12 protein-coding genes and 2 pseudogenes are annotated in these 13,836 nt (G+C 74.6%); 3 read left to right on the forward strand and 11 right to left on the reverse strand.

Going from position 1 to position 13,836, the window contains the following annotated elements; all coding sequences use genetic code 11:
- The 3 genes from OVA28_RS13245 to OVA28_RS13255 are packed head-to-tail and all read right to left on the reverse strand — an operon-like array spanning position 1 to position 3,832.
- The gene (locus tag OVA28_RS13245) at positions 1-867 is read right to left on the reverse strand and encodes a glycosyltransferase (protein WP_268097302.1); all 867 of its coding nucleotides are present in this window, start codon (positions 865-867) and stop codon (positions 1-3) included.
- A complete protein-coding gene (rfaE2, locus tag OVA28_RS13250; RefSeq protein WP_268097303.1) occupies positions 864-2,357 on the reverse strand; it encodes a D-glycero-beta-D-manno-heptose 1-phosphate adenylyltransferase in 1,494 nt (497 codons plus the stop codon). Before rfaE2 ends, OVA28_RS13245 begins: the two co-directional genes overlap by 4 nt.
- The gene (locus tag OVA28_RS13255; protein WP_268097304.1) at positions 2,354-3,832 is read right to left on the reverse strand and encodes an aldehyde dehydrogenase family protein; all 1,479 of its coding nucleotides are present in this window, start codon (positions 3,830-3,832) and stop codon (positions 2,354-2,356) included. The genes rfaE2 and OVA28_RS13255 overlap by 4 nt, the downstream gene beginning before the upstream one ends.
- Positions 3,833-4,091: 259 nt before the next feature.
- Between OVA28_RS13255 and OVA28_RS13260 the strand changes: the two genes are divergently transcribed.
- The gene (locus OVA28_RS13260) at positions 4,092-5,195 is read left to right on the forward strand and encodes a glycosyltransferase family 9 protein (protein WP_268097305.1); all 1,104 of its coding nucleotides are present in this window, start codon (positions 4,092-4,094) and stop codon (positions 5,193-5,195) included.
- Positions 5,196-5,439: 244 nt separating this feature from the next.
- On the opposite strand, the gene OVA28_RS13265 is transcribed toward OVA28_RS13260, so the two are convergent.
- The 8 genes and pseudogenes from OVA28_RS13265 to OVA28_RS13295 form a co-directional block, all read right to left on the reverse strand.
- Positions 5,440-6,144: an SDR family oxidoreductase gene (locus OVA28_RS13265; protein ID WP_194660915.1), complete on the reverse strand. Its 705-nt coding sequence runs from the start codon at positions 6,142-6,144 to the stop codon at positions 5,440-5,442.
- A gap of 53 nt (positions 6,145-6,197) precedes the next feature.
- Positions 6,198-6,872 carry an adenylyltransferase/cytidyltransferase family protein gene (locus OVA28_RS19140; protein ID WP_326493757.1) on the reverse strand — a complete coding sequence of 225 codons (675 nt, stop codon included), beginning with the start codon at positions 6,870-6,872 and terminating at the stop codon, positions 6,198-6,200.
- A gap of 77 nt (positions 6,873-6,949) precedes the next feature.
- A pseudogene (locus OVA28_RS19145) lies at positions 6,950-7,582 on the reverse strand (bifunctional heptose 7-phosphate kinase/heptose 1-phosphate adenyltransferase); the annotation flags it as partial.
- Entirely contained in the window at positions 7,579-8,202 is a 624-nt protein-coding gene (locus tag OVA28_RS13275; RefSeq protein WP_194660913.1) for a D-sedoheptulose-7-phosphate isomerase, read from the reverse strand. The gene OVA28_RS13275 and the pseudogene OVA28_RS19145, both read right to left, overlap by 4 nt.
- Complete coding sequence (locus OVA28_RS13280) at positions 8,199-9,503, reverse strand: glycosyltransferase (protein WP_268098206.1); 1,305 nt, start codon at positions 9,501-9,503, stop codon at positions 8,199-8,201. Before OVA28_RS13280 ends, OVA28_RS13275 begins: the two co-directional genes overlap by 4 nt.
- Before the next feature lie 150 nt (positions 9,504-9,653).
- Positions 9,654-10,493: pseudogene (locus tag OVA28_RS13285) on the reverse strand (glycosyltransferase); the annotation flags it as partial.
- A 72-nt stretch (positions 10,494-10,565) separates the two neighbouring features.
- Positions 10,566-11,684 (reverse strand): glycosyltransferase family 9 protein, encoded by a 1,119-nt coding sequence (locus OVA28_RS13290; protein WP_268097306.1) that lies wholly within the window; start codon positions 11,682-11,684, stop codon positions 10,566-10,568.
- Positions 11,681-12,232, reverse strand: a complete 552-nt coding sequence (locus OVA28_RS13295; RefSeq protein ID WP_268097307.1) for a D-glycero-alpha-D-manno-heptose-1,7-bisphosphate 7-phosphatase — start codon at positions 12,230-12,232, stop codon at positions 11,681-11,683. Before OVA28_RS13295 ends, OVA28_RS13290 begins: the two co-directional genes overlap by 4 nt.
- A 98-nt stretch (positions 12,233-12,330) precedes the next feature.
- On the opposite strand from OVA28_RS13295, the gene OVA28_RS13300 reads away from it, so the two are divergent.
- Positions 12,331-13,320: a glycosyltransferase family 9 protein gene (locus OVA28_RS13300; RefSeq protein ID WP_268097308.1), complete on the forward strand. Its 990-nt coding sequence runs from the start codon at positions 12,331-12,333 to the stop codon at positions 13,318-13,320.
- Positions 13,321-13,367: 47 nt separating this feature from the next.
- Positions 13,368-13,724, forward strand: coding sequence for a PRC-barrel domain-containing protein (locus tag OVA28_RS13305; protein ID WP_268097309.1), 357 nt, complete (start codon positions 13,368-13,370; stop codon positions 13,722-13,724).
- Positions 13,725-13,836 lie beyond the last annotated feature (112 nt).

A 13,836-nucleotide genomic window follows, 5' to 3' on the forward strand; every position in this document is an offset into this window, starting at 1 on the left:
TCAGGCCGGTCCGAGCACGACGTCGGGGGCGTCCACCGAGCGGTCGGAGACGGTCGTCGGGGCCTCGAGGTGCACGGCGCCGGACGGCACGATCCCCGCGCCGCCGAAGCGCTCCATGACCCGCCACTGCGCGACGACGTCCTCGCCCGCGTGGCCGACCGGCAGCCTGTCCCAGAACTCGAACCCGCCGACCTCGACGAGCGCGGCCCGGTCGTACAGCGCGCAGGCCCCGACCCAGGCGACGTGGTAGGGCATCCACCCGCCCGGTTCGACGTCGAGACCGGCGGCGACGTGCGCGAGGTTGGCGGCGTTGTGCAGCGACCAGCGCTCGAAGCCGGGGGAGCCGCGGCGGATCACCTCGGGCACCACCTGACCGTCCCACGGCTCGAACGGGGCGGTCTCGTGCGGTCGGCGGTCGGCCAGGTACGACAACCCCTGCACGGCGCTGCCGACGAAGCCGCAGCCGAGCGTGCGCAGGGCGTCGAGCATCCGGGACACGGACCCGGGTTCGAGCCACACGTCGTCGTCGAGGAAGAGCACGGCCGGCGCTGACGCACGGTCCAGCAGGAACTGCCGGTGTTCCGCCAGGCCACGCCGTTCCGGGTGGGTGAGCAGCGTGACGGGGCGGCCCTGGGCCTCCAGGACGCGCACCATCGCGGCGACTGCCGGACGTGACGCGACGTCGCTGGTCTCCGACTGGTCGCTGAGGACCACGCGGAACGAGGCGTCCGTCTGGGCGGCGAGCCCGGCGAGGGTGGTCGCCAGCTCGGCGGTGCGTCCCACGGTGGGGATGAGGACGTCGACGTCCGGCGCGTCGTCGGGTCGACCGTCGCGCGCCCAGGCTCCTGACCAGCGGGCGGTGCTCACACGGCCTCGCCTCCCGTCGCCCCTCCCGACGTCTCGCGGATGCGACGGACCACGGCACTCGTGGAGTGCTCGGGGACGTAGTCGACCATGACGACCTCGCCGCCGTAGCTGCGCACGACCTCGGTCTCGCGGAGCATCTCGGGGGAGTAGTCGCCGCCCTTGACGTAGACGTCGGGCTGCACGCGTTCGATGAGCGGGATGGGGGTGTCCGTCGCGAAGACCGTCACCAGGTCGACGCACGCCAGGGCCGCGAGGACGCCGGCGCGGTCCTCGGCGGTGTTGATCGGCCGCTCGGGGCCCTTGAGTCGACGCACCGAGTCGTCGTCGTTCAGCGCGACGACGAGCAGGTCCCCGAGCTCCTTGGCCTGGCGGAGGTACGAGGTGTGCCCGCGGTGCACGACGTCGAAGCAACCGTTCGTGAACACGACCCGGCGACCCTCGCTGCGGGCGACGGCCACCGCGGCGGCGAGGTCGTCGTGGTCGACGACCGTCTCCGCGGGGGCCTCGACGGAGCGGAGCAGCGCGGCGGCGTCGCAGGTGGACGTGCCGGCCTCGCGGACGACGACGTCGGCGGCGGCCTGCGCGAAGGCGACGGCCTCGCGCGCGGGGGCGCCGACGGCCAGGGCGACCGAGGCGGCGGCGCAGAACGTGTCGCCAGCGCCGGATGCCTGCTGCTCGGAGGCCGGGGTGGCGCGGGTGCGGAAGCCGGTGTCCTCGCCCGGCTCCAGGAGCACGGTGCCGTTGCGGTCGAGGGTGACGACGACGGCACGGGCACCGGTGGCGGCGAAGACCTCGTCGCGAGCGGCGACGACGGTCGCGGCGCGTTCGACACCGTCGCCGAGGGGGCGACCGAGCAGCGCGGCTGCCTCACCGGCGTTCGGCGTGACGAGGTCGGGGCGCAGTTCGCGCCAGCCACCGAGGTCGTGGGCGTCGACGACGACCACGTCGGGTCGGTCCCGGTCGATCACGGGCAGGACGCTCTCCGGGGTGACCCCGAGGCCGTAGTCGCAGACCACGGCGGCGTCGGCGGCGCGGACCGCGCGGGCCACGGCGGCGGCGAGCTGCTCGGTGTGCCCGTCGGTCGGCATCGCGGCGAGCTCGTCCACGCGGACGACCACGCGATCGCCGCCGACGATCCGGGACTTCGACGTGGTCGTCGCACCCGGGATCGTCACCATGTACGAGGTGTCGACCCCGGCGGCGTCGAGACGCTGGCGGAGGACCGCCCCGGCCTCGTCGTCCCCGAGCAGGCCGACCATGCGGACGCGGGCACCCAGGGCGCGGGCGTTCACGGCGGTGTTCGCCGCACCACCGGGGACCGCGATGGTCTCGGTGACGCGGACGACGGGGGCGGGGGCCTCGCGGGAGACGCGTTCGGCCTCGCCGATCGTCCAGCGGTCCAGGATGCAGTCGCCGATCACGACGACGAGCGGCTCGCGGTCGTCGATGCGCCCGATGAGGTCGCGGACCAGGCGGACGTCGGCGGTCATCGGTCGAAGCCCTCGGCGGGTGCGGTGACGCCCTCGTCGGACGCCGACGACGCTGCGGCTGCGGCCGGTGCGGCCGGTGCGGCGGGTGCGGCGGGGGCCGCTTCGATGTGCACGACGGTGGTCGTCGTCATCTCGTCGAGCAGGTGCGGGCCGTACCCGAAGCCGGAGCCCGAGGCGCCGCGGGGCTCGGCGCTGCCACCGGGAGCGCCACCGAAGACGGCGTTCACCTTGACCGTGCCGACGGGGAGCGTCGCGGCGGCGAGCAGCGCGTGCGCGGTGTCGTTCGTCAGGACCGAGGCAGCGAGGCCGTACCGGTCGGCGGCGGCGAGCTCGAGGCCTTCCTCGAACGAGTCGACCACGCGGACGGGGGCGATCGGGCCGAAGGTCTCCTCGGTCAGCACGAGCGCGTCGTCGGAGCACCCGGTGAGCACGGTCGCGGGGTAGAAGGTCCCGGCGCCGTCCGGCACGGAGCCGCCCGTGCGGACCTCGGCGCCCTTGGCGACGGCGTCGTCGACGTGCTGCTGCACGAGGACGCGGAGCCGGTCGTCGACGAGCGGGCCGTACTGGGCGGCGGGGGCGGCGGTCTTCGCCTCGGCCGCGGCGACGAGTGCCTCGACGAAGGCGTCGGCGACGTCGCGGTGCACGTAGACGCGCTCCACGCTCGTGCAGATCTGGCCGGTGTTCGCGAAGGCACCCAGGGCGGCCTGCCCGGCGGCCCACACGGGGTCGACGCCGGCGTCCACGACGAGCGCGTCGTTCCCGCCGTTCTCGCGGATCACGTGCGCGCGGGTGCCGGCGGCGACCTCGCTGAGCCGGTCGCCGGTGGCGGTGGAGCCGACGTGCGCGTAGACCGCGATGCCGTCCTCGGCGAGGAGCGCCTCGCCGGTGGCGGCGTCGCCGTCGACCCCGACGAACACGCCGGCGGGCAGGGCCTCGGCCAGCAGTTCGTTGAGGCGCGCGAAGGTCGCGGGGCACCGCTCGCTGCCCTTGTGCACGACGGTGTTGCCGGTGACGACGGCGGCGCCGATGATGCCGAGAGCGACGGCGACCGGGTCGTTCCACGGGGTGAGCGCCAGGACGACGCCGCGCGGGTGCGGCACGGTCCAGTCCGCGGCGCCGTGCTGGCCGCGGAGGGCCTCACCGCGGTGCAGCGGGCCGAGCTCGGCGTACTGCAGCAGCGTTCCGATGCCGGCCTCGACGCCGCCGGCCGCGTCGCCGGGGACCTTGCCGGTCTCGCGGGTGTTCAGCTCGGCGAGCTCCTCGGCGTGCGCCCGGAGGTGCTCGGCTGCCGCGCGCAGTGCTGAACCGCGCTCGGCCGGAGCGGTGCGGGCCCAGCCGGGGAACGCCGCTCGTGCCCGTGCCACCGCGTCGTGCACGGCGTCGGGGCCTGCGACCGGGGTCGTGGAGGCGACGTCGCCGGTCACGGCGTCCAGGACGACGACCTCGTCCGTGGTGGTGGGGGCTTCGAGCGTCATGCGCGTCCTTCCGGGTGGTGCTGATGGGACAGTGCTGATGGAGCAGTGCTGGTGGTGGTGCTGATGGTGCGGTGCTGGTGCTGGTGCTGGTGCGGTGCTGGTGCGTCAGGCCGATGGCCATGAGGAGTACGACACTGCTCCTTCTTCTCTGGACGTGGTCGCGGTTCTGCGTTCCGCGGTCAGGCGGCACACCGCCCAGCGATGCTCGGTAGACAGGACGTCGGTCGGTCTCGACCGACGACGACAGGAGACAGTGGACGTGGTGCGGATCGGCGAGGGCGGCGAACGGTTCGAGGGGGTCCGCGAGGTGGCGGTCCTGCGGGGCGGAGGCCTGGGCGACCTGATGTTCGCGATGCCCGCGATCGAGGCACTCGCGGCTGCCTACCCCGACGCCCGGCTGACCCTGCTCGGCACGCCGGCGGCGGCGGCCCTGCTCGACGGCCGGAGCGACGCGGTCGACGCGGTGGAGGAGCTCCCGGTCGCGCCCGGCGTCCGCGACGCCGGCGACGGCGCGCCGACGGCCGAGGACTTCTTCGACCGGCTGCACGGCCGGTTCGACCTCGCGGTGCAGCTGCACGGCGGCGGACGCAACTCGAACCCCTTCCTGCTCCGCCTCGCTGCCCGCCACACCGTGGGGACCGCGACCGAGGACGCCGAGGTCCTGGAGCGCTGGGTCCGCTACGTCTACTACCAGCACGAGGTCCTGCGGGGGCTCGAGGTCGCCGCCCTCGCCGGTGCGGAACCGGTCACGCTCGACCCCCGGCTCGCCGTCACCGACGACGAGCGTGCCGTCGTGCGCGCCCGCCTCGGCGTCACGGGCACCCTCGTCGCGATGCACCCGGGCGCGACGGACCCACGGCGCCGCTGGAGCCCGGAGCACTTCGCGGCCGTGGCGATCGCCCGACTCCGCGCCGGCGACGACGTGGTGGTCGTCGGCGACGACTCCGACCGGCCCGCGACCGACCGGATCACCGCGGCCGTGCAGCAGGCCCTCGGCTCGACGGAGCGCCTGCACGACCTCGTCGGATCGCTCCCGCTCCGCGAGCTGCCCGCGGTGCTCGGGGCCGCCGACGTGATGGTCGGAGACGACTCCGGTCCACGCCACCTCGCCCTGGCCGTCGGCACCCGCACGGTCGGCGTGTTCTGGTTCGGCAACGTCATCAACGCCGGTCCGCTCGACCGCGGCCGGCACCGCGTCCTGATGTCCTTCGTGACGCGCTGCCCGGTCTGCGGGATCGACGTCACGCAGGTCGGCTGGACCGCGGAGCGCTGCGAACACGACCCGTCCTACGTCGACCAGGTCACGCCGGAGCAGGTGCTCGCCGACGTCGAGGACCTGCTCCGCACGGCGCCGCCCCGCTAGCGCGCGCCGGCGGAACAGCGCGGAGCGGGCGGAACCGCGCACAGCGAGTCGAATCCCGCGTTGCGAGTGGAATCCCGCGTTGCGAGTCGAATCCCGCGTTGCGAGTCGGAACTTCCGACCCTCCACGCGCGATCTCACATCCCATCGCGCGCGACAGGGGAAGGAACACGCCCCCCAACGGACTGGAGGCCCGGTGCCAGCTGGCACCGAGCCTCCAGTCCGTCGCGTGGGCGCGGTCAGCGCATCACGGCCAGCTGGGCTCCGTGGCCGGCATGATCGACAGCTCGCGGATCTCGCAGCCTGCCGGCTGCGAGAGCGCGAACATGATCGAGTTCGCGACGTACTCGGGCTCGATGAGCTGCGCGTCCGGGCCCGGCTTGTACTGCTCGGTGCGGTCGGCGAAGAAGTTCGTGCGCATGCCGGCGGGGATCACGTTCGTGACGCCGACGCGCCCGGCCGTCTCGGCGGCCAGGGCCTGCGAGAAGCCGCGGACGCCGAACTTCGACGCCGAGTACGCGGTGCCGTGGCCGACACCGCGCAGGGCGAGCGACGAGGAGATCGTCACGACGCGACCGTGCGAGGCCTCGAGGGCGGGGAGGGCGGCGCGCACCGTCGACGCGGTGCCGATGAGGTTGACGCCGACGATCTTCTCCCAGTTGCCGGACGAGATCGCGTCGATCGGGGCCGGCGTGTCGATGCCGGCGGCGGTGACCACGGCGTCCAGGCCACCGTGGCGCTCGACGGCCTCGCGCACGGCCTGCTCGACGGCATCGGTGTCCGAGACGTCCACGGCGACGGCGTCGACGCCCTCGGGGACGGCGTCGATCCGCAGGTCGAGGACGATCGGGGTGCCGCCGGCCTCGGTGACGGCGGCCACGACGGCTGCGCCGAGTCCGGATGCGCCGCCGGTGACGAGGACGCGACCGATGGGGGTGGTGGGGACGGGCATGGATGTCCTTTGCGTTGTGGTGCTGGTGTGGGGAGGGACGAGCGGGGAGCGGTTCAGCTGACGCGTTCGATCGCGGCGGCGAGCCGGGTGGTGGAGCGGCCCGGGTGGAACGGCACGGTGACGACGCGCCCGCCCCACTCGGCGAGCGTGACGGCCTCTGGCAGTTCGTCCGCGGTGTAGTCGCCGCCCTTCGCCCACACGTCGGGGCGGAAGCGGCGCAGTGCCTCGTCGGGCGTCGTCTCGTCGAACACAACGACGGCGTCGACGCAGTCCAGCGCGAGCAGCAGCTCGACGCGGTCGTCCTGCGTCATGAACGGCCGCTCGGGGCCCTTGAGCTGGCGCACCGAGCTGTCCGAGTTGAGGCAGACGACCAGGCAGTCGCCGAGCGCCCGCGCTGCCGACAGCGTCCTGGCGTGTCCCGCGTGCAGCAGGTCGAAGCAGCCGCCGGTCGCGACGACGGTCCCGCCGCCGCTCCGGACGCGGTGCACGACCCGCAGGGCGTCGCGGTCGACGCCGGGGACCTCGACCGGCGCGGGGGCGTCAGCGAGGAGCGAGGTGACCCCGCCGGCGGCGAGGTACGCCGAGGCGTCGGCGACCCCGGCCGCGACGGCGTCCGGCACGTCGGCACCGCCGGCCAGCGCGACGGCGACACCGGCGGCGAGCCGGTCACCGGCACCGCAGGGGTCACCGGCGGTGACGGAGGGCGCCGGCAGGAAGCGGGAGTCCATGCCACGGGGGTGCGGCGGCCGACGAGCGCGCCGCGGTCGCCGAGCGTGACGGCCACGGCGCGGACGTCCCACGCGTCGACCAGGGCGGCGGCCGCGTCGGTGGCGAAGGGCACGCCCTCGCCGCTGAGCTCGGTGAAGCGCCGGGCCTCGGAGGCGTTCGGCGTGGCTACCGTGATGCCCGCCACGGGGACGGCGCCCTTGGGGTGCGGGTCCCACACGACCGGGGTGTGCGCGGTGGCTCGGGCGATGGCCTCGCGGACGGCCGGGGCAGCGGCGACCCCGCGGCCGTAGTCGGCCACGATCACGGCGTCGACGTCGTCGAGCGCCGCGGTCATCTCCGGCGTCGCGGACGGCACCGGGGGCGTGTCGCAGCCCTCGTCGATCCGGACCAGGGCGTGGTCGCCGACGCGCACGCGGGTCTTCACGGGCGTGGCGACACCGGACGGTCCGGCGACGATGCGGACGCCGGGCAGCAGGTCGCGGATCTCGGCCGCCCGGGCGTCGTCGGAGAGCACGGTGACGAGCGTGACGTCGTGGCCGTCCTTGGCGAGCATGGTGGCGACGAGTCCGGCACCACCGGCGCGGCGGTCGTCGGTGCGGACGTCCACGACGGGGACGGGCGCGTCGGGGCTCAGGCGTTCGCTGGTGCCCGAGACGTCGACGTCGAGCAGCGTGTCGCCGACGACGGCGATCCGGAGCGGGGCGCTCATCGGCGCACCCCGTGGCGGAGCGCGGGCTCCATGGCGCGGCACAGGGCGTGCACGAGGACGAGCTGGGCCTCCTGCACGTTCGCGGACGGGCCGTCGATGCAGATCGCGTCGTCGACGGCGTCGGCGAGGGGGTTCGGACGGGCGCCGGTCAGGGCGATCGCGCGGGCTCCGACGGCCCGTGCGGCAGCAGCGGCGGCGAGCAGGTTCGGGCTCTTGCCGCTCGTGCTCAGCAGCACGACGACGTCGCCGGTCCTGGCGTGCGCCCGGACCTGCCGGGCGAACACCTCCTCGAAGCCGTAGTCGTTGCCGATGGCCGTGACCGCGGAGGTCTCGGCGTGCAGGGAGATCGCCGAGTACGCGGGCCGGTCGCCGTCGAACCGGCCGGTCAGCTCGGAGGTGAGGTGCTGGGCCTCGGCGGCCGACCCGCCGTTGCCTGCGGCGAGGAGCCGACGTCCGGCGACGAGCCGCGACGCGATGTCGTCCGCCCAGGCCGCGATGTGGTCGTGGTGGTCGACGAGCGAGGCGATGACGGGCACGGAGGCCGTGATGTGGTCGAGCACCGCCTGCGCGCTGTCGCGCATCTGCTCGGTCGCGCCGATCCCGGTCTGTTCGATGGTCATCGTGCCGTCCTCTCCGTCGCACGCACGGCGCGGGTGGCGCGCGTCGGGGTCGTCCGTGTCCGCGGCGCCGTGGTGGCCCCTCCGCTGATGAGTCGCTCGTACACCCGCTCGGTGTCCGCCGCGACCCGGGTCCATGCGTAGCGGGACTCGACCCGCTCCCGTCCTGCAGCGCCGTAGGCCTCGCGCCGTTCCGGGTCGTCCAGGAGCGCCGTGACGGCCGCCGCGACGGCGGCCTCGTCACGCGGCGGGACGTGGAGTCCGGTCGCGTCCTCGACGACGGTGTCGATGAGGCCGCCGACCTGTGACGCCACGACGGGTCGGCCGCAGGCCATCGCCTCGAGCGGCACGATGCCGAACGGCTCGTACCAGGGGGCACAGACGACGACGTCGGCGCTCCGGTAGACCGAGGGCATGGCGTCCTGGCCGAGCTGGCCGCGGAACGACACGTGGTCGCGCACGCCGAGCGACCGGGCGAGTGCGTCGAGGCGCTGGTACTCGGGGTCGTCGGCGAGGTCGGCCCCGGCCGTGCCGGCACCGCCCACGATGACGAGTTCGACGTCGCGACCAGCCTCCACGAGCGCAGCCAGAGCGGCGATCGTCGTGCCGACGCCCTTGCGGCGCACCAGGCGCGACGCGGTGAGCACGCGCTCGGTCCGGCCACGCTGTTCGACGGGGCCGTCGGGGCGGAAGCGGTCGACGTCGACCCCGCACGGCACGACCGAGATCGCGTGCAGCGGCACGCCGAGCGCCTTGAGCTCGAACGCCTCGTCGGAGCAGGTCGCGACGACCTGGTCCACACCGCGGCCGACGGTGGGCTCGATCCACTCGCGCTCGTCCGGGCTGGTGTCCGCGGAGCCCTGGTGGCGGCGCTTCACGACACCGAGCGCGTGGAAGGTCTGCACGATCGGGATCCGGGTGCCACCGGTGCGGGACTGCACCTGCGTGACGGCCTCGAGCGCCGCGTGGCCGGACATCCAGAAGTGCCCGTGGACCACGTCGGGGCGGTCGAGGAACCACTCGGCGGCCAGCACCTGCGCGAACGTCCCCATGAACGGGAACAGGTCGTCCTTCGGCACGGCGCGGGCGGGACCGGCGTCGACGTGCACGACCTCGACGCCGGGGCGCAGCATCACCCGGGCGGCGAGCTCGGGGTCGTCGCGGCGCGTGTAGACCGTCACCTCGTGGCCACGGTCGGCCAGGGCACCGGAGAGGGCGGCGACGTGCACGTTCTGCCCGCCGGCGTCGACACCACCGAGCACCGCGAGCGGGCTGGCGTGTTCGGAGACCATCGCGATCTTCATCGGGAGCTCCCTTCGAGGGCGGGGCTCGCCCCGCGTGCGCCGGTGGCGCGTCACGGCGTCGTCGAGCAGCTCGTCCCAGTCGCCGAGGAACCGGGCGAGCGAGTGCCGCGCGAGTGCGGCCTCCCGGGCGACGGCACCGCGTCGGCGCGCCTCGTCCGGGTCGTCGAGGAGCAGCCGGGAGGCCCGGGTCAGCTCCGTCACGTCGGTCGCGATCGCGCCGGCCTCGGCGGGCACGGTGCGCGACGCGTCGGTCGTCGCGAGGACGAGCACCGGCATGGCCATGTGCATCGCCTCGATGAGGGAGAGGCCGAGCGAGGTCCACCGGTTCGGGTGCAGGTAGGCGCGGCGTTCCGCGAGTGCGGCGTGCATCGGGTCGGGCTTGACGTCGCCGAGCCCGACCAGGCGGTCGCCGAGCCCGAGCTCGGTGAGCTTGTCCGTCCCCATGCCGAACACGTCGACGGGGGCGACCTCCGCGAACCGGGGGAGCAGGTCCGTGCCGACGACGCGGTTCCGGCGCACGGGCTCGTTGATGACGGCGCCGAAGCGCTCGAGGGTGCCCGTGTAGAGCGGACCCGGGTCCACGACGCCGTGCTCGACGACGGTGGTCCTCGTGGTGCCGCAGTCCCACATCAGGGCGTTCCAGTGCGTGACGTGCGCGATCGTCAGGTCGTCGCGGTCGCCGAGGGGGTGCACGGAGTTCGGCACGTCCACCCGCGGGGCGTTGTGCTCGACGAAGACGATCGGCACGTCGCGGCCGCCGAGGAGCTCCGCGGCGACAGCCATCTCTTCGGTGCGCTGCAGCACGACGACGTCGACCTCGGCGTCGGCGACGTCCTCCGGCGCGATCTCGACGACGTTCGGCCAGTCGCGGCCACCCGCTCCCAGGCCCCACTCGTCCCGAGCCGCGGTGGTCGGGACGAGGTACTCGTGCGGCCCGCGGACGAAGGCGTCCATCCAGCCGCCGTGCACGTGCCACAGGAGGATGCGCATGCAGGCCTTTCGTTCGTCGAGCGGACAGACCGTCGACCGGGAGAACAGGAGAAGGAGAAGCAGTGCCGCACGCTACTGCTCGTCGGCTGCAGCAGTTCGCAGGGTGCTCTGCTTCGTCCGTAGAACGCAACCGGTCAGGCGCTCGTGGGCGTCGAGCACGTCGTCGGGGGTCACGGAGGTCAGACACGGGTGCCCGGGGACGGGGCAGTCGCGGGCCCGGCTGAGGCGGCAGGGCGCGTCCTGGTCGCCGAGCAGTTCGACGTGCTCGGCGTACGGCGCCCACTTCACGTCGGGCACCACCGGCGAGAACAGGCTGACGATCCTCGCGCCCACCGCGGCGGCCAGGTGGGCGGGTCCGGTGTTGCCGACGACGACGACCTCGGCTCCCGCCAGCACGGCGGCGAGCTCGGCCGGACTCGTCCGTCCGCCCAGGTCGAGCACGGGGGTGTCATGGTCCGCGGCAACGTCAGGACCGGCGACGAACGCCGTCAGGTCCCGCTCGCCGGGCGACCCGGTGACGACCACCGGGACGCCGAGGTCGCGGTAGGCGGCCACGAGCGCACGGTGGGCCTCCGGCGGCCACGAGCGTGCCTCGACGCTGGCGCCGGGGTGGACGACCACGTAGCGCTCGAGCGCGGCCACCGCAGCGGGTGCGACGGCGTCGTGCCGCACCACGAGCCTCCCGTCGTCCTCGGGCGGCAGCGCGAACCCGGCGGCCTCGGCGATGCGGAGGGCGCGCTCGGGTTCGGGGAGGTCCTCGGGCAGGTCCTCGCCGGGGCGGAGCCGGACGTCGAGCAGCGAGCCGGGGTGGTCGACGGACGCTCCGGAGACCCGCTCGACGCCGGCCAGGCGGAGCAGCATCGCGACCGGGAGCGGCGACTGGTGGAACGAGGTCAGCACGACGGCCTCGTCGACCTGTTCCTCGGCGACCACCGCGCGGAACTCGGCGAGGACGGCGTCGTCGAGCGGGCGGGCGGTCTCCGTGACCCACGGCGCCGCCCACACCCGGACCCGGTCGATGCCGGGCAGCAGGTCGGCGGCCGGGGCGCCCTGCGGACCGCAGAGCATGGTGACGTGCGACGCCCCGGCGGCGACCGCGCGGACGGCGGGACCGGTGACCAGGACGTCACCGAAGGAGTCGAGCCGGGCGACGAGCACCCGTGGTCCGGTGCGCCGGGCCGCCTCGCTCATGCCCGGGCCGCTGCGACGCGGGCGAGCGCCAGCGCGACGGCGTCCTCGATGGTGGCCGCGACGGTGGGGGCCGCGTCCACCTCCTCCTGCCGGGTGCGCGGGGTCGGCACCAGGATCGACTGCGCCCCGGCAGCGGCGGCCGCCCCGACGTCAGCGCCGATGTCCCCGATCACGACGAGCTCCGACGCGGGGACGCCGAGCCGTTCGGCGGCCTCGAGCACCAGGCCGGGTCGGGGCTTGCGGCAGGCGCAGTCGTCGGCGGAGCCGTGCGGGCAGACGCACCAGACGTCGAACGGCCCGACGAGCTCGTCCACGCGCGCGTTCGTCGCGTCGACCTGCTCGCGGGTGGCACCGCCCCTGGCGATCACCGACTGGTTCGTGACGACCCCGACCGGCAGCCCGGCGGCGCGGGCACGCTCGACCGCCCGGTGCGCACCGGGCACGGGCACCACCTTGTGCGGGTCGGCGTTGTAGGGGACGTCGATGACCAGGGTGTCGTCACGGTCGAAGAGGAGACCGCGCACGACACGGTCCACGGAGAGAGCCATGCCCTGAGTTCTACCAAGGACGTGTGTCGCGGGCGGCAGGAAGGCCGCGGACCGCGCGTCCCGGGCGTGGCTGCCGCCGTGCCGCTAGCGTCGGGAGCGTGACCGCCCTCGAAGCCCTGCCCCCGTCCGACGGCCGCCCCGAACTCGTCGTGCTCCGCGCGATCAAGCTCGGCGACCTGCTGGTGGCGGTCCCCGCGCTGCACGCCATCCGCCGGGCCTTCCCCGACCACCGCATCAGCCTCGCCACGACCGCCTGGCTCGCCCCCGTCGTCGAGCTCATCCCGGACGTCGACGTGCACCTCGCGCAGCAGGGCTTCGACCACCCGATCGGCGTGCCCGCCGGGGTCACCGACGTCGCAGTCAACCTGCACGGTGCCGGCCCGGAGTCGCAGGACCTCGTCGACGCACTCGGTGCCCGGCTCGTCATCGCGCACGGTGGCGCCGAGGGGCCAGCGTGGGAGCACGGACCGGTCAACGAGCGCGAACGCTGGGCCGGCCTGCTCACCGCCCACGGGTACGCGGCCGACGCGGACGACGTCGCCATCGCGCGCCCCGTCGCGCCGCCCGTCGTCGAGGGCGCGGCGGTCGTGCACGTCGGCGCCTTCCACGGCGCCCGACACTGGCCCGTCGACCGCTTCGCCGAGGTGGTGCGCGGGCTGCAGGAGCGTGGCTTCCACGTCGTCCTGACGGGAGGCTCGGCGGACGTCGAGCGCGCCGCCGCCGTCGCCGACGCGGTCGGTCTGGCACCCGAGGCCGTCCTGGCCGGGGTCCTGGACCTGCAGCCGTTCGCCGCGGTGGTCGCCGCGGCGCGGCTCGTCGTCACCGTCGACACCGGTGCCGCGCACCTGGCGTCCGCCTACGGCATCCCGTCCGTCGTCCTCTTCGGCCCGGCCCCGCCCGAGTCGTGGGGACCGCCGGCGACCGGACCGCACATCGTGCTGACGGACGCCTCGGTCCGCCGCGGTGACGTCTTCGCCGAGGACCCCGACCCCGCGATCCTCGCCGTGCACGCCGCCGACGTGCTCGGGGCCGTGGACGAGCTCGGCGTCGCGCCCGACCTGCGGACGACGGCGACGACCGACCGGTAGCGTCGAGGCGCGGCTTCGGATCGTCCGGAGGCCGCGGAGGGAGCACCGTGTTCGAAGCGGCCAACATCCGGGACTGGATCGGCCTGCCGGTCGTCGACGAGAGCGACGACAAGGTCGGGAACCTCGAGAGCATCTACTACGACACCGCGACGTCCGAGCCCGCGTTCGGCTCGGTCACCACCGGTGTGATGGGCTTCACGAAGCTCGTGTTCGTGCCCCTGATCGGTGCGACCGTCACCCCGAAGCACCTCAGCGTGACGTTCGGCAAGAAGCTCATCAAGGACGCCCCGACGATCGCGACGGACGGCGAGCTGACGGCGGAGCTCGAGCCCGAGGTGTTCGCGCACTACGGCCTCGAGTACCGCACGGGCAGCGGCGGCGAGCGGCGACTCGGCCGACGCTGATCGGCCTGCGGGTAGGGTGATCGTCCCCGACCACCCGACCCGCACCCGAGGGACCCGCCCTGTTCCGCTCCGCCCGCTCGACGCTGCTCGCCGCCCTGGCGCTCGTCGGTGT

The sequence above is a fragment of the Curtobacterium sp. SL109 genome, from assembly GCF_026672405.1.
In the GTDB taxonomy this organism is placed as follows: domain Bacteria; phylum Actinomycetota; class Actinomycetes; order Actinomycetales; family Microbacteriaceae; genus Curtobacterium.